This window comes from Arthrobacter sp. MSA 4-2, from assembly GCF_016405885.1.
Taxonomy (GTDB): Bacteria; Actinomycetota; Actinomycetes; order Actinomycetales; family Micrococcaceae; genus Arthrobacter_D.
The window spans coordinates 202,360-217,687 of sequence record NZ_JAEKGC010000003.1 but is presented as its reverse complement, the minus strand read 5'-3'; the positions used below and the strand labels follow the sequence as shown (position 1 = coordinate 217,687).

Here is a 15,328-nt window from a genome sequence, read left to right as displayed (position 1 = left end):
AGCGTGGTGTGCTGCAGTTTCGGGGGAGGGGTGTGCAGCGGAAGGCGGCGGCGTGCAGTTTCGGTGCCGGGAGCGGCGAGTGAAGGTTCCGGGGGCAGGAACGCCGGGCGGCTCAGGCCTCCGGGACGACGGCCGGAGCCACCTGCGCCGGAGGCTTCACCGGCAGCAGCAGGAGCAGCCCCGCCAGCAGCACGACCAGAATCCCCAGGATGCCGTACCGCTGCGCGCCGAAGATGCCGATCGACAGGGCGAACAGGGACGGGGCGAGGAAACTGACGGCACGCCCGGTCGTGGCGTACAGCCCGAACAGCTCACCCTCGCCTCCTTCCGGGGCCAGCCGGGCGAGGTACGCCCGCGAGGAAGCCTGGGCGGGACCGACGAACAGGGTCAGCAGGAGGCCGAACACCCAGAAGGTGGTGTCACCGGTCCACGCCATGCCGAAGAAGGAATATGTCTCGGCGCCGAGGATCAGGACCGCGGAACCGGCGACCAGCAGGCCGACCAGCGAGGCCGCGATCACCCGCTTGGGCCCGACCCGGTCATCGAAGTACCCGCCGACGACGGCGCCGAGCGCGGCGATCACGTTGCCTGCGATGGCGAAGACGATCACCTGGCTCAACTCGAACCCGAAGGTGCCGGCCGCGATGATCCCGCCAAAGGTGAAGACGGCGGCGAGGCCGTCGCGGAAGACCGCGCTGGCCAGCAGGAAGAAAATGGTGTGAGGGCTGGTCCGGTAGATGGCCTTCACCCGCCGGATCAGCAGCCCGTAGGAGGCGAAGAAGCCGAGCTGCGCCGCTTTTGCCTGCCGGGGCACCTCGGGCACAGCGAACATAACGGGCAGGGCGAAGGCGAGGAACCACAGGGCGGAGAAGACCGCCACCAGGCGGATGTTGAGGGCTTCCTCGGTCGAGGACCCGGCCCAGTCCACCACCGGCTGGACGAAGGCCACGAGGACGATGACCAGGGCGATGATGCCGCCCACGTACCCCATGGCCCAGCCGAAGCCACTGATCCGGCCGACGCTCGCCGGAGTGGAGATCTGGGAGAGCATGGCGTTGTAGTTCACGCCGGCGAACTCGAAGAAGATATTCGCGGCGGCGATCAGGGCCACGCCGAGGAGAAGCAGCTCGGGCCGGGGGAAGACGAAGAAGCACAGCCCCGTAAGCAGGGCCACGATCAGGCTGTTCACGCCGAGCCAGAGCTTCCGGCGGCCCCCGTTGTCCGACCGCTGGCCGGTGACCGGCGCGAGGAGGGCGATCAGCAGGCCGGCGGCGGCGAGGCCCCAGCCCAGGGTCGAGGAGGCGCGTTCCTCCCCGCCGAACGCGTCGGAGGTCAGGTACACGGTGAACACGAACGTGGTCATGACCGCGTTGAAGGCCGCGGAGCCCCAGTCCCACGAAGCCCAGGACAGGACCTGCCGCGAGAGGATCGGAGTGGGCCGGTTCGACGGCGCCGGAGCAGCACTCTTCACGGGCATCGGCAGCTGCTGGTCCTTGGTCATAGGGTGAATGCTACCGGCGCCCCGACCCGCCGCCCGGCCGGCGCGTTCGGCGCGTTTCGGCGCTGTTGAGCGACGGCTCAGGTGAGGTCGCGGGTCTTCTCGAACCGCTCGATCGCCTTCTGCATGGTGCGGTTGGTGAACACCTGGATGGTGGTCCTTATGGCACCGGAGATCAGGGCGAAAGCAAGTGCGGAACGTACGGTGTTCTCGAGTCCCTCGGTGCCCTTAGGCGAGGCCTCCCCGGTGATCTTCTCCCACAGGAAGTCGACAAGCTTGCTGGCGACAATCCCAGCGCCGAGGCCCATTCCGGTACCGAGCAGTTTTATCAGCAGGTGCATTGCGTCTCCTTGGGTTGACTGAATCTCAAACAAGCCTAGCGGTGCCGGGCCCGGGCGGCACTGCGGGGGAGAACCGCACGGGCGCCCCCGGCGGGACCAGGTGTAGACTCGGTCGCGCAAACATACGACAGGGGAGCGCCGACCGGACGCAGCAGAGCTGCCGACGGAACCGGGCGCTGAGAGTGCGGACCACCGCAGACCCTCGAACCTGATCCGGTTAGTACCGGCGAAGGGAGTCGAGTTCTCAGGGCGAACGCCACCGGCACGCGTGCCGTGGGCGGAGCGCCCTCCCCTCCTGTACCTCAGGAGGATTCCACCATGGCTCTCACCAAGGCCACCCCCGGCACGGGCACGTCCCCGCGCCGCTTCCAATGGCGCGTCGTCGACATCGTCGTCGCGTCGGTCCTCGCCGTCGCCGTCGGCGTCATCTTCTTCGCCTGGTCCGCCGGCTACAGCGGGGTCCAGCTGCTGACCGGCGCGTTCCCGCCGCTCACCGGCCTCTACACCGGCGGTTGGCTGATCGCCGGTGTGCTCGGCGGCCTGATCATCCGCAAGCCGGGCGCGGCCATCTACTGCGAGGTCCTCGCCGCCGCGGTGTCGGCCTTGCTCGGCACCCAGTTCGGGCTGTCGGTGCTGCTCTCGGGCTTCCTCCAGGGGCTCGGCGCGGAGCTGGTGTTCCTGCTCTTCCTGTACCGGAGGTGGAACGTTGGGGTCGCCCTGCTGGCCGGGCTCGGCGCCGGCATCGCCCTGGCCGTGAGCGAGAACATCCTCTACAACGCCCTCTGGTCCGTTGAGTATCAGCTGCTGTACGTGCTGTTCGCCTCGGTGTCGGGCGTCCTCATTGCCGGGCTGCTGTCCTGGCTTGCCGTGCGCGGGCTGGCGAAGACCGGGGTGCTTTCCTCCTTCGCCGCCGGACGCACGGCGGACCGGTGACCGCGGGCTCCACCCGCCCGGTTGCCGCCACCGCCGAGGGGTGGGGGTGGCGGCACGCCGGGCGGCCGGGCTTCGCGGTGCGGGGCGTCGACCTGCGCATCGAACCCGGTGAGCGGGTGCTGCTGCTGGGCGCCTCGGGCTCGGGCAAGTCGACTCTGCTCTCCGCGCTCGCCGGCGTCCTGGGCGACGCCGAGGAGGGCGAGCAGGAGGGCAGGATCCTGCTCGACGGCGACCCTCCCGCCGCCCGCCGCGGCCGGGCCGGGCTCGTGCTTCAGGACCCGGACTCCCAGATCGTGCTCGCCCGGGTCGGCGACGAGGTGGCCTTCGGAGCGGAGAACCTTTCGGTGCCGCCCCCCGAGATCTGGCGGCGCGTCCGGGAATCCCTTGACGACGTCGGCCTTGACGTTCCGCTCGACCGCTCCACTTCCGAGCTCTCGGGAGGACAGAAACAGCGGCTCGCCCTCGCGGCGGTGCTGGCCATGCGCCCGGGGCTGCTGCTCCTCGACGAGCCGACGGCCAACTTGGACCCGCAGGGCGTCACCGAGGTGCGCGACGCGGTGGTGCGCACCCTCGACCGAACGAACGCGACCCTGGTCGTCGTCGAACACCGGGTGGCGGTATGGGCGGACGTCGTCGACCGGGTTGTGGTCCTCGGCGCGGGCGGGGGCATCCTCGCCGACGGCCCGCCCGCAGCGGTGCTGGGAGACCCGGCCACCCGCTCGGTGCTCGCCGCGGCCGGGGTGTGGATTCCTGGCTGGCCTCCGCCGCTGGCGGAGGCGCCGGGATCACGGACGCCGGGAGCGGAACTGCTGGCTGCCCGCGGGCTCTCCGCGGCGCGCACCCGGCGGGGCCCGGCCGTCCTCGAGGGCGTCGAGCTGTCCCTGCCGGAGGGCTCGGCGCTCAGCATTGTCGGGGCGAACGGGTCGGGCAAGTCGACGCTGGCGCTGACCCTCGCCGGCCTGCTGCGCGCCCGCGCGGGAACCGTCACCGCCGCCGATACGCTGGCCCGCGGCGCCGGGACGGACCCGGCGCGGTGGAAGTCCGCCCAGCTGGTGCAGCGCATCGGATCCGTCTTCCAGGACCCCGAGCACCAATTCCTCACAGGCACCGTCGCGCAGGAGCTTGAGTTCGGGCCGCGCTCGGCCCGGATCCCCGCCGCCGAGTACGGTCCCCGGATCGAGGCCCTGGCCGAGCGGCTGCGGCTGACCCACCTGCTGCGCGCCAACCCGTTCACGCTCTCCGGCGGGGAGAAACGGAGGCTGTCGGTGGCGACCGTGCTCGCCACCCGGCCCGCTGTCCTGGTGCTCGATGAGCCGACGTTCGGCCAGGACGCCGGAACCTGGGCCGAACTCGTGGGCCTGCTGCGCGGGCTCGTCGCGGAGGGCCGCAGCGTGGTGTCGGTGACCCACGACGATGACTTCAGCCGCGCCCTCGGCGGCGGCATCCTCGAAGTGCGGGCCGGCAGCGCGCGACTGATGGCGGCGGCATGAGCGCGGACCTCTCGGCGCCCGTTCTGAGCGGGGCGGTGCTGCTGCGGGCCAATCCGCTCTCGAAGCTCTTCGCCGCGGGTATCGTGACGGTGGCCGTCATGCTCAGCATCGACTGGGTCAGCGCCGCCGTCGTGCTCTCCGGGGAACTGCTGCTGATGCCACTGCTGGGGATCAGCGCCCGCAGACTTCTGCTGAGGATCTGGCCGCTGGTGGCCGCGGCGGCGGTAGGCGGGTACGGCACGGCCCTGCTGGCCGAGAAGACGGGACGCGTGCTGCTTGACGCCGGGCCCTTCCTCTTCACCGAGGGCTCGGTGGGCGCCGGCATCGCGGTGGCCCTGCGCGGCCTGGCCGTGGCCCTGCCCGGCATTTTCCTCCTGATCTCGACCGACCCGACCGACCTCGCCGATGCCCTGGGGCAGAAGCTGCGCCTGCCCCACCGGTTCGTCCTGAGCGCGCTGGCCGCGATGCGGCTCGCCGGTCTCCTGCTCGATCAGTGGCGCATGCTCGGTCTGGCCCGCCACGCCCGCGGCGCCGGACCGGATGGGAGCCCCATCGCCCGCGTGCGGGACTTCCTGGGGCAGTCCTTCGGGCTCCTCGTCCAGGCGATCCGCCGGGCCACCCGGCTGGCCGTGGCCATGGAGGCCCGCGGCTTCGGCGCCGGGCCGCGGACCTGGGCACGGGAGAGCACCTTCAGTGCCGTCGATCTCTGGGTTGCCGCCGCAGGAGCCGCGCTCGCCGCGGCCGCGGTGGCCGCCGCGGTGGCGGCCGGGACCTGGAACCTTCTCCTGACCTGACGCCGGCCCGGAGCCGGCATCAGCGCAGGGGGCCGCAGTCAGAGGAACCGGTCGACCAGCGCGGCGAGTTCCGCGGTGAGCTCCGGTGCCGTGGGGATGGCCGCACCGTCGATCGCCGTCACCGGCGTCAGCAGCCGGATGCTTGAGATCAGCCAGACGGCGTCGGCCTCCAACAGGTCCTTGGGCTCCAGCGGGCCGTAGCCGAGCTGCCAGCCGGCCTCGGCGGCCGCCTTGAACAGTGCCCCCTGGGAGGTGCCGGGCAGGATTCCGCTCTCAAGCTGGGGCGTCACGAGCGTCTTGACGCCACCGCGGTGGCGGGCGGTCAGGACCGTGGAGGTGGGCCCTTCGAGGACCTTCCCGTCGGAGGAGGTGAAGATGACATCGTCGGCGCCGTGTTCCTTCGCGTGCCGGATGGCGGCCATGTTCACCGCGTAGGAGAGGGTCTTGGCGCCCAGCAGCAGCCAGGGTGCGCGCTGGGCGACGGTACTGTCGTAGCCGCGGTCGAGCAGCAGCACCGAAACGCCGGTCTCCCGCTGCCGGCGCGTGGCGGCAGGGACGGGGGAGACAGCGACCCAGGCCGTGGGCCCTGCGCCTTCCACTCCGCGGGTGGCGATCAACTTCACCACGGCCTCGGGCTGGCCGGGGGTTGATGCGGCGTACTCGGTGAGCGCGGTGCAGATGGCCCGGCTCCATGCTTCGGCATCGGGAATCTCCAGGCGCAGGGCAGCGGCCGACGACGCCAGCCGCGCAAGGTGGGCCTGTTCCTTGCGGACGCCCCCATCGACGGCGAGCAGGGATTCAAAGACGCCGTCGCCGCGCGTGGCTCCCTGGTCGGTGGCCATGAGCTGGGGCTGGGCCGCATCGACCACACGGCCGTGCTCGAAGGCTGAATCAAGGAACACCAGAACTGTCATGCCGTCAGCATAACGACCGCGACCGGCCTCAGTCGGGGAACCGGGACCCGAGGGCCGACAGCACGCCGAAGGCCTTGGTGCGCACTTCCTCCCATTCCTCCTCGGGCACGGAGTCGGCGGTGATCGCCCCGCCGACGCCCAGCGAGACCCGCGTGGCCCCGCCGTCCTGTTCGAGGACCAGGGTGCGGATGACGACCGCGAGGTCCGCCGCGCCGGTCAGCGAGAAGAAGCCGGCCGCCCCGGAATAGGCGCCCCGCGGAGCATCCTCGAGGCGGTCGAGGAGGGCCATCGTGCTGATCTTCGGCGCCCCGGTCATCGATCCGGCCGGGAAAGCCGCGGAGACGGCCTCGGCGCGTGAGGATCCCGGCCGCAGCCGGGCGTCGATGGTGCTGACCATCTGGTGCACGGTGGCATAGCTCTCGATGGCGCACAGCCGGCTGACCGTCACTGAGCCCGGGACGGCGAAGTGCGAGAGGTCGTTGCGCAGCAGGTCGACGATCATGATGTTCTCCGCGCGGTCCTTCAGCGACGCGCCGAGGTCCCGCCGGAGGGCCTCGTCCTCCACCGGGTCGGCGGAGCGGCGCCGGGTGCCCTTGATGGGCTCGGCGCGCAGGAACCCGTCGGCGTCGAGCCGCAGGAACCGCTCGGGGGAGGTGCTGGCGAGCACGGCGCCGGGGAAGCGCAGCAGGTGGGCGAAGGGCGCGGGGTTGGCCTCCCGCAGCGCCAGGTACAGCGGCAGCGGGTCGACGGCTCCCTCGAGCCGGGCCTCCAGCGCCGTGGTCAGGCAGACCTCGTAGGTGTTGCCCTCCCCGATCTCCGCCTGGGATTCCTTGATCTTGCCGAGGTACCCGGCGCGGGTGTCGCGGGCGGTGAAGACGGGGGCCTGTCCGGCCGGCGCGGGGTTCCGGGTGGCGCGGCTTCCCGGCGCCGGGGCGCCGAGCACGGCGGCCCGGGCGGCCTCGAGCCAGCGTCCGCACTCCGGGTCTGCCGTGCCGTCGCCGAGGGTGAGCAGGAAGGTGCACCGCTGCTGGTGGTCGACGACGACGGCGCGCCCGGCGAAGATCAGGGCCGCGTCGGGAAGCGGAGCCGCAGGCAGGGACGCCCCTCCGGTCTCCCGTTTCAGTTCGTAGCCGAGGTAGCCCAGCCAGCCGAGGGCGAAGCCGCACTCATAGCCGGCGGGGGCGCGCATGCTGCCGCGGCCCCAGACGCCGTCGAGCCAGCGGAAGAACTGCCCGTGGATGCGGGCGGTGACGGCGCCCGCGGTGACCTCGGTGAGGCCGGCGCGGTGGCGGACCGACTGGCCGTACCGGCCGCCGTCGTCGGCCAGGATGGTGAACCGGCTGCGCTCCGGGGCGGTGGTCTCGCGGGCGTCGGAGCTGTCGAGCCACACCGCCGAGGGCGAGGAGCCGTACAGTTCGGCGAACACCTCCGGGGTCGAGGGCTCATGCCCCAGTCGCTCGGCGTGGACCCGCAGTCCGCGGCGCCCTGCGCGCTCGGGTGACATGGGGGCGGCCCACCGCGGCAGCCCGGACAGGGCCAGCCGGACCTCGTGCGGGGTGCCCAGGCCCCGGTGGCCCTGGACGATCAGGTCCGCGTTGCCGGCCGGGTCATCCTGTGCGAGCCAGGCGAGTTCCTGCTCGGCCCAGCGCTGCCAAAACGGGGCGAAGGTGTCGCCGTCCCGGGTGAGGGCGCTGGTGCGGCGGACGTCGTCGGGCGCCTCGACCCACAGGGCGGCGTCGAGGTAGGGGCGGGCGGCGGCGCAGGAGGCCCCGACGCCCTCCACGATGACGATTTCGGCCGGTTCGGTGCGCCGCAGCGGGCCGTCGGTTCCGCGCTCCCAGTCCCAGGCGTGCCAGGTGGCCGTGGCGCCGGCGGCCAGGGGGCGCAGCACCGACTCGACGTAGCGGGCCAGGCCGCCGGCGAGTCCGTCCCAGCCGGGGTAGATCTCCTCGAGGTGGAACAGGCTCACGCGGTGGTGTTCGCGCAGCAGCGCCGCCAGTTCCACGGCCAGGGTGGTCTTTCCCGCGCCGGAACGCCCGTCCACGGCGAGGATGAGGGGGACGCCGGCTCGGCCGGAATGGGCTTCCATCGCTACTTCCAGAGGGTGCCGGGGAGCCGGCGGGGGAGGGCGGAGGGAGGGGCATCAGGCGAAGGCAAGGAGCACCCCCACGGTGACGAAGAGGGAGCCGAAGACCCGGTTGAGGGCCTTCTGCCCGCGCTGGCTGCGCGTGTAGCGCTGGAAGGAGCGTGCCGCGGCGGCGTAGAAGAACCACATCACCAGCACATCGATGGCCACAACCGTTCCCGCCAGCACGCCGTACTGGCCCAGCAGCGGCTTCTCGGGTTCGATGAACTGCGGGATGAACGCCAGGAAGAAGACGACCGCCTTCGGATTAAGCAGGTTCACCCACAGCCCGCGCCGGAACATGGAAAGCGGGCCCTCCAGGTGGCGGGTGGAGGCGGCTTCCTCGGGCTCCGGTGCCGCCAGGAACTTCCGGACTCCCAGATAGATCAGGTACGCGGCGCCCGAATAGCGGATGATGCTGAAGGCCACCGGGGAGCTGGCGACGAGCAGCCCGAGCCCGGCCGCCACGACGAGAATGTGGATCAGGAGTGCGGCCTGCTGACCGGCGATGCCCCAGATCGCCCGGCGGAAGCCGACGGTGAGCGCGTTGCTCATGGTGTTCACCGCGCCGGCGCCGGGGGTGAAGCTGATGAGGGTGCCGGCGCCCAGGAGCGCAAGCCAGACCGAGGGGTTCACCTGTTCATAGTAATTCCTGGCCGCTGCCCGCCCCGCCTCAGGGCCCCGGGTCAGGGTCGGGCGAGGATCTCCGTGCTCGGCATCAGGAAGGTGGCCTCCGGCGCGCGCCCCCAGGCGAGCCACCCGGCAGAGATTCGTTCGAGGTCGTCCCGGTCCGCAAGTCCCCGTTCCAGCGCCTGGTCGGCGAACGCCGAGTGAAGCACCCGTGCGGCCCAGGACTCCGAGTGCGCACGGCGGCGTTCGTCGGTGGCGTAGAGCCAGTTCGAGGAGGAGACCTCGATGTCCTGGAACCCGGCGTCCTGCGCCCAGCCGAGCAGGCGGCGTCCGGCGTCGGGTTCGGCGCCGTTGCCGCGGGCGATCCGCTGGTAGAGCTCCATCCACTCGTCCAGCTCGGGAAGCCGGGGGTACCAGCTCATGGCGGCGTAGTCGGCGTCGCGCACCGCCACGAACCCGCCGGGGCGGGCGACCCGGCGCATCTCGCGCAGGGCTGCCACCGGATCGGCGAGGTGGTGCAGGACCTGGTGGGCGTGGACCAGGTCGAAGCTCTCATCGGGGAAGTCGAGGTCGTAGACGTTTCCGGTCTGGAAGCGCACGTTGGGCAGGTCCGCGGCGAGGCCGGCGGCCTCGGCCACCACCTCCGGCGAGCGGTCGAGGCCCGTCACGGTGCCGGGGTCGACGGCGCGCGCGAGGTCGGCGGTGATGCTCCCGGGCCCGCAGCCAACATCGAGCACGTCCATGCCCGGCCGCAGGTTCCCGATCAGGTAGGCGCCGGAATCCGCAAGGGTGCGGGTGGCGTGTGCCTGGGTGACGCTGGGGTGGTGGCCGTGGGAGTACACCTCGCTGTTCATGGTCCGAGGGTAGCGCCCGGTCGCGGTCCGGGCAGCCTTCCGGCGTCATTCTTCGCAGTAATCGTTGCCGCGGTGATCCGCTCCAGCATGGTGGTCAGCAGGGCGAGCTCGTCTTCGCTGAACTGGTCGAGCGCCGCCGAGATGTGCTGTGCGAGGGGGGCGAAGAGCCGAGACCCGGCCGCCTGTGCCTTCTCGGTCATCTCCAGGTGCACCTGCCGGCGGTCGATGTCGCTGCGGGCGCGGGTGACGTGCCCGGCGGTGGTGAGCCGGTCGATCAGAGCCGTCGTTGCGGGGGAACTGAGGTTCAGTTCCTCACGCAGCCTGCCCGGCGTGACAGTCGTCCCCGATTGGGCTGCCCCGACGAGGATGCCCAGGGCATGCAGGTCGGTCCGGTGCAGGGCGTCCTTGGCGCTCACCACGTCGACATAGCGTTCGGTCTCCGCCGTGAACTGCTGCAGGAGCCTCAGAATGGCCGCGCGGTTGTCCTTGCCCACTGTTACCCCTCCCTTCCCTTTTCCTACTCTAGGCCCCCTCCCCATTTATCTCCATCATGGATATACTCGACCGCAGAGACAATCCTTCGGAAGGCCCCATCATGAAAAGCACCTGGCTGCGCGTCCTGCTACCGGCTCTCATCGTCCTGGTCTGGCTGGTCGGCGCCGGCTTCGGCGGCCCCACCTTCGGCCGGCTCGAGGAGGTCTCGAGCAACGACCAGGCGTCCTTCCTGCCCGCAAGCGCCGAGTCCACAGCCGCCGGCGAGTTCGAGGAGCAGTTTCGGGACTCCGACGCGGTGCCGGCCGTCATCGTCGCCGAGTCCGCGCAGGACATCGCGCCCGGTGAGCTCGGCGCCTACGCCGCCGTCGCGGGGCAGCTCGCCGAGGTCGAGGGCCTCGAGGCGCCGGCCGGCGGCGGCCCCACCGTCGTCGGGCCCATCCCGTCGGAGGACCTCGGCGCCGTGCAGTACCTCGCCTTCGTCTCGGCCGACGCCGAACTCGGCGAAGTCGTCGCCGAGCTACGGGAGGTGCTCAATGCGGAACTGCCCGACGGCGCCACCGGCTACGTCACCGGGCCGGCGGGGTTCACCGCCGACCTGGTCAGCGCCTTCGGCGGCATCGACGGGATCCTGCTCGGCGTGGCGCTGGGCTGCGTGTTCCTCATCCTGCTCGGCGTCTACCGCTCCCTGGTACTGCCGTTCCTTGTCCTGCTGACCTCGGTGTTCGCCCTGGCCACCTCCATCCTCGTGGTGTTCGCCTTCGCCAAGTGGGACTGGATCCAGCTCAGCGGCCAGAGCCAGGGCATCCTCTCCATCCTCGTGATCGGCGCCGCGACCGACTACGCGCTGCTCCTGGTGGCCCGTTTCCGGGAGAGCCTGGGGGAGGTGCAGTCCACCTGGGAGGCCATGAAGCGGGCCTACCGCGGATCGGTTGAACCCATTGCGGCCTCGGCGGCCACCGTGATCCTCGGGCTGTTGTGCCTTCTCTTCTCCGACCTCAACTCGAACCGCAGCCTCGGACCCATCGCCGCCATCGGCATCGTCTTTTCCCTCGCCGCCGCGCTGAGCCTCCTCCCGGCCCTGCTGCTGATCTTCGGCCGCGCCGCCTTCTGGCCGCTGCGGCCGAAGGTGGGGGCCAGCGCCCGGAACGCCTCCACCGGCGGGCCCGCGGGCACCGAGGGCCTGCGCGGGCTGTGGCGGGCGGTCGCCGTCCTGGTGGCCCGCCGGTACCGTACGGTCTGGATCGGCTCCCTCGTCATCCTGGGGGCCGGAGCGCTCGGGCTCACCCAACTGCAGGCCAGCGGTGTACCGCAGTCGGAAGTGATCCTGAGCTCCTCCAATGCCGTCGACGGGCAGGAGGCGCTCGGCCGCCACTTCGACGCCGGCGCCGGCAGCCCGATCGCCGTCATCGCCCCCGAGGAGGACCGGGACCGCGTCCTGGACCTCGTCGGGGACACCCCGGGCATCTCCGAGGCCGCCCTCGCCACCGACCCAGCCGGAGCCGTCGACGTCAACGACGGCCGGGTACTGATCAGCGGCACGCTGCAGTTCCAGGCCGATTCCGAAGACGCCGAAAACGTCGTGCGGGACCTCCGCGCCGACCTGGAGCAGCAGAGCCCGGACTCGCTGGTCGGAGGCGTGACGGCGATCGCCGTCGACACCAACGACACCGCAGTGGCCGACCTGGGCAAGATCATCCCCATCGTCCTCGCCGTCATTCTGGTGGTCCTGATGCTCCTGCTGCGCGCCGTCGTGGCGCCGGTGCTGCTGATCCTGAGCGTCGTGCTTTCCTACGCGACGGCCCTGGGCGTCTCGGCACTGGTCTTCAACAACCTGCTCGGCTTCGAGGGGGCCGACGCCTCCGTGCCGCTGTTCGGCTTCGTGTTCCTCGTGGCGCTGGGGGTGGATTACAACATCTTCCTGATGACCCGGGTCCGCGAGGAGTCGCTGCGGCTGGGCACCCGGCCCGGAATCCTGCGCGGGCTGGGCGTGACCGGCGGCGTCATCACCTCCGCGGGCGTGGTGCTGGCGGCGACCTTCGCCGCCCTGGGCGTCATTCCGATCCTCTTCCTCGCGCAGATCGCCTTCATCGTCGCGTTCGGCGTGCTGCTCGACACCATCCTGGTGCGGTCGCTGCTGGTGCCGGCGCTGGCCTACGATCTGGGCCCGCGCATCTGGTGGCCCTCCGCGCTGGCCAAGGGCCAGGTGTCCGCCCACCGCGCCGCCGGGCCCGATGCCGAGGAGCACGAGCACCGCGAGGTGGCGGCCCACCGCGCCTGAGCCCAACCGGCCGCGGCGGGCCGGCTGGGCGGGAGGCATTGCCCAAACTGCTAAGTACGCTTAGCGTTGACGGGGTCCAATGCCCCTGCGGGCCCGTGCCGACACGAAGAGGTCCTCCGCCATGTCCTTCCGCTTCCGAACCGCCCTGGCCGCCGTCGCCCTCGCCGCCACCAGCCTTGCTGGGGGAGCACCAGCGTCGGCCGACACTACGGACATCGCCCCGCCCGGAGCCAACGACTGGTCGTGCAAGCCCAGCGCCGAGCACCCGCGGCCCGTGGTGCTGGTTCCCGGCACCTTCGAGAGCATGGCGAAGAACTGGTCGACGCTCTCACCCCGCCTGGCGGCCGAGGGCTACTGCGTCTTCGCCCTTAACTACGGCACCACCAACGGCGTCGACGCCACCGGGCCCATCGCCGAGTCCGCCGGGGAGCTCGCCTCCTTCGTCGACGGTGTGCTGGGCGCCACCGGGGCCCAGAAGGTGGACATCGTCGGGCACAGCCAGGGCGGAATGATGCCCCGGTACTACCTCGGGTTCCTCGGCGGAGCGAAAAAGGTCAACCACCTCGTCGGGATTGCGCCGTCCAACCACGGCACCGAAGGCGTGATTGCGCCGACGCCGGACCAGGTTCCCCTGGGCTCCGGTGACTCGGGTTTCCTCTGCCAGGCCTGCGCCGACCAGGAGGCGGGGTCGGCCTTCCTGACGAAGCTGAACTCGATCGGCGACACGGTCAACGGGCCGTCCTACACGGTGCTTTCCACTAAGTACGACGAGGTCGTCACCCCCTATCCGAGCCAGTTCCTCAGCGGGCCGGCCCAGCAGGTCACCAACATCACCCTCCAGGACAAGTGCCCGCTCGACCCGATCGAGCACGACCAGGCGCCCAACGACCCGGTGGTGCACCAGCTGGTCAGCCACGCCCTGGACTCCAAGGGCCCGGCGAGCCCCCTGTACCAGCCGGAATGTATCCCAGCATTTCGAAGTTGAGTAGGGCAGGCTCAACTTTGGTTTGACTCTCGATGAGGGCGGGGTACAGTTGAGTGTAGAACGCTCAATCTACGCGCCCGGCGGTTGAGCGGCCAGCAGATTACCGGGCTGTCGAAAGGAAACTTGCATGTCACGTGCAGTAGGCATTGACCTCGGAACCACCAACTCAGTTGTTTCAGTCCTCGAAGGCGGCGAGCCCACCGTTATTGCGAACGCCGAGGGCGCGCGCACCACGCCCTCCATCGTTGCTTTCTCCAAGGCCGGCGAGGTGCTGGTCGGCGAGATCGCCAAGCGCCAGGCCGTCAACAACATCGACCGCACCATCGCGTCGGTCAAGCGCCACATGGGCACCGACTGGTCCATCCCCGTCGATGACAAGAAGTACACCGCCCAGGAAATCTCGGCCCGCATCCTTCAGAAGCTGAAGACCGACGCCGAGTCCTACCTCGGCGAGAAGGTGACCGACGCCGTCATCACCGTTCCCGCGTACTTCAACGACGCCGAGCGCCAGGCCACCAAGGAGGCCGGCGAGATCGCGGGCCTGAAGGTGCTGCGCATCGTCAACGAGCCCACCGCCGCGGCACTGGCGTACGGGCTGGACAAGGGCAAGGAAGACGAGCTCATCCTCGTGTTCGACCTCGGCGGCGGAACCTTCGACGTCTCCCTGCTCGAAGTCGGCAAGGACGAGGACCAGTTCTCCACCATTCAGGTCCGCTCCACCGCAGGCGACAACCGCCTCGGCGGCGACGACTGGGACCAGCGTGTCGTCGACTTCCTCCTCGCCCAGGCCAAGGCCAAGGGTGCCGACCTGTCCAAGGACAAGATCGCCCTGCAGCGCCTGAAGGAAGCCGCGGAGCAGGCCAAGAAGGAACTGTCCTCGGCCACCTCCACCAACATCTCGCTGCAGTACCTCTCCGTCACCCCGGAGGGCCCGGTGCACCTGGACGAGCACCTCTCCCGCGCCAAGTTCCAGGACCTCACCAAGGATCTGCTGGACCGCACGAAGAAGCCGTTCCACGATGTGATCTCCGAGGCCGGCATCAAGGTCTCCGACATCAACCACATCATCCTGGTCGGCGGCTCGACCCGCATGCCGGCCGTTTCCGAACTGGTCAAGGAACTCGCCGGCGGCAAGGAGCCCAACAAGGGCGTCAACCCCGATGAGGTCGTCGCCGTCGGCGCCGCCCTGCAGGCCGGTGTGCTGAAGGGCGAGCGCAAGGACGTCCTGCTGATCGACGTCACCCCGCTCTCCCTCGGCATCGAAACCAAGGGCGGCATGATGACCAAGCTCATCGAGCGCAACACCGCCATCCCGACCAAGCGGTCCGAGACCTTCACCACCGCCGACGACAACCAGCCGTCCGTAGCGATCCAGGTCTTCCAGGGCGAGCGCGAGTTCACCCGGGACAACAAGCCGCTGGGCACCTTCGAGTTGACCGGCATCGCGCCGGCCCCGCGCGGAGTGCCGCAGGTCGAGGTCACCTTCGACATCGACGCCAACGGCATCGTGCACGTGTCCGCCAAGGACAAGGGCACCGGCACCGAGCAGTCCATGACCATCACCGGTGGATCCTCCCTCTCCAAGGAGGACATCGACCGCATGGTCCGCGAGGCCGAGGAGCACGCAGCCGAGGACAAGGCCCGCCGCGAGGCAGCCGACACCCGCAACGCCGCCGAGCAGCTCGCCTACTCGGTCGACAAGCTCATCGCCGACAACTCGGACAAGCTGCCCGAGGAGGTCAAGACGGAGGTCCAGGCCGACGTCGACGCCCTCAAGAAGGCGCTCGAGTCCCAGGACAACGACGACGAGGTGAAGACCGCGTTCGAGAAGCTGCAGGCCTCCCAGTCCAAGCTCGGCGAGGCCATCTACGCCTCCGCCCAGCAGGACGGCCAGAGCGGCCCCGGCGCCTCGGCAGACGGATCCGGCCCCGCCCCGGCGGACGACGACGACATCGTCGACGCCGAGGTTGTCGACGAAGAAAAGAAGTAAC

13 protein-coding genes and 1 riboswitch are annotated in these 15,328 nt (G+C 70.6%); of the genes, 6 read left to right on the top strand and 7 right to left on the bottom strand.

Annotation, left to right across the window (positions count from 1 at the left end; all coding sequences use genetic code 11):
* Window positions 1-112 precede the first annotated feature (112 nt).
* Both I6N91_RS04580 and I6N91_RS04575 read right to left on the bottom strand, forming a co-directional pair.
* A complete protein-coding gene (locus tag I6N91_RS04580) occupies window positions 113-1,477 on the bottom strand; it encodes an MFS transporter (RefSeq protein WP_198811292.1) in 1,365 nt (454 codons plus the stop codon).
* Between the two features lie 101 nt (window positions 1,478-1,578).
* Complete coding sequence (locus I6N91_RS04575; RefSeq protein WP_133403667.1) at window positions 1,579-1,839, bottom strand: DUF4235 domain-containing protein; 261 nt, start codon at window positions 1,837-1,839, stop codon at window positions 1,579-1,581.
* Between the two features lie 119 nt (window positions 1,840-1,958).
* A riboswitch (TPP riboswitch) is annotated at window positions 1,959-2,091 on the top strand.
* 66 nt (window positions 2,092-2,157) lie between these two features.
* Here I6N91_RS04575 and I6N91_RS04570 point away from each other — a divergent pair.
* The 3 genes from I6N91_RS04570 to I6N91_RS04560 are packed head-to-tail and all read left to right on the top strand — an operon-like array spanning window position 2,158 to window position 5,056.
* Window positions 2,158-2,772, top strand: a complete 615-nt coding sequence (locus I6N91_RS04570; RefSeq protein WP_198811061.1) for an ECF transporter S component — start codon at window positions 2,158-2,160, stop codon at window positions 2,770-2,772.
* Window positions 2,769-4,262, top strand: coding sequence for an ATP-binding cassette domain-containing protein (locus I6N91_RS04565; RefSeq protein WP_307843235.1), 1,494 nt, complete (start codon window positions 2,769-2,771; stop codon window positions 4,260-4,262). Before I6N91_RS04570 ends, I6N91_RS04565 begins: the two co-directional genes overlap by 4 nt.
* On the top strand, window positions 4,259-5,056 hold the full coding sequence (locus tag I6N91_RS04560) for an energy-coupling factor transporter transmembrane protein EcfT (protein WP_198811059.1): 798 nt from the start codon (window positions 4,259-4,261) through the stop codon (window positions 5,054-5,056). Before I6N91_RS04565 ends, I6N91_RS04560 begins: the two co-directional genes overlap by 4 nt.
* Window positions 5,057-5,094: 38 nt before the next feature.
* On the opposite strand, the gene I6N91_RS04555 is transcribed toward I6N91_RS04560, so the two are convergent.
* From I6N91_RS04555 to I6N91_RS04535, 5 genes are read right to left on the bottom strand one after another with little or no spacing between them, the layout of a single operon-like run.
* The gene (locus I6N91_RS04555) at window positions 5,095-5,970 is read right to left on the bottom strand and encodes an aminodeoxychorismate lyase (RefSeq protein WP_198811057.1); all 876 of its coding nucleotides are present in this window, start codon (window positions 5,968-5,970) and stop codon (window positions 5,095-5,097) included.
* Window positions 5,971-5,998: 28 nt separating this feature from the next.
* Window positions 5,999-8,059 carry an aminodeoxychorismate synthase component I gene (gene pabB, locus I6N91_RS04550; protein WP_198811055.1) on the bottom strand — a complete coding sequence of 687 codons (2,061 nt, stop codon included), beginning with the start codon at window positions 8,057-8,059 and terminating at the stop codon, window positions 5,999-6,001.
* Between the two features lie 54 nt (window positions 8,060-8,113).
* Entirely contained in the window at window positions 8,114-8,731 is a 618-nt protein-coding gene (locus I6N91_RS04545; protein WP_198811053.1) for a LysE family transporter, read from the bottom strand.
* 50 nt (window positions 8,732-8,781) lie between these two features.
* Complete coding sequence (locus I6N91_RS04540; protein WP_198811051.1) at window positions 8,782-9,579, bottom strand: methyltransferase domain-containing protein; 798 nt, start codon at window positions 9,577-9,579, stop codon at window positions 8,782-8,784.
* On the bottom strand, window positions 9,576-10,073 hold the full coding sequence (locus tag I6N91_RS04535; protein WP_198811049.1) for a MarR family winged helix-turn-helix transcriptional regulator: 498 nt from the start codon (window positions 10,071-10,073) through the stop codon (window positions 9,576-9,578). The genes I6N91_RS04540 and I6N91_RS04535 overlap by 4 nt, the downstream gene beginning before the upstream one ends.
* A 101-nt stretch (window positions 10,074-10,174) precedes the next feature.
* Between I6N91_RS04535 and I6N91_RS04530 the strand changes: the two genes are divergently transcribed.
* The 3 genes from I6N91_RS04530 to dnaK all read left to right on the top strand — a co-directional run bounded on the left by I6N91_RS04530 (window position 10,175) and on the right by dnaK (window position 15,327).
* The gene (locus I6N91_RS04530) at window positions 10,175-12,352 is read left to right on the top strand and encodes an efflux RND transporter permease subunit (RefSeq protein WP_198811047.1); all 2,178 of its coding nucleotides are present in this window, start codon (window positions 10,175-10,177) and stop codon (window positions 12,350-12,352) included.
* A 121-nt stretch (window positions 12,353-12,473) separates the two neighbouring features.
* Window positions 12,474-13,337 carry a triacylglycerol lipase gene (locus I6N91_RS04525; RefSeq protein WP_198811045.1) on the top strand — a complete coding sequence of 288 codons (864 nt, stop codon included), beginning with the start codon at window positions 12,474-12,476 and terminating at the stop codon, window positions 13,335-13,337.
* 127 nt (window positions 13,338-13,464) lie between these two features.
* A complete protein-coding gene (gene dnaK / locus I6N91_RS04520) occupies window positions 13,465-15,327 on the top strand; it encodes a molecular chaperone DnaK (protein WP_120167619.1) in 1,863 nt (620 codons plus the stop codon).
* Window position 15,328 lies beyond the last annotated feature (1 nt).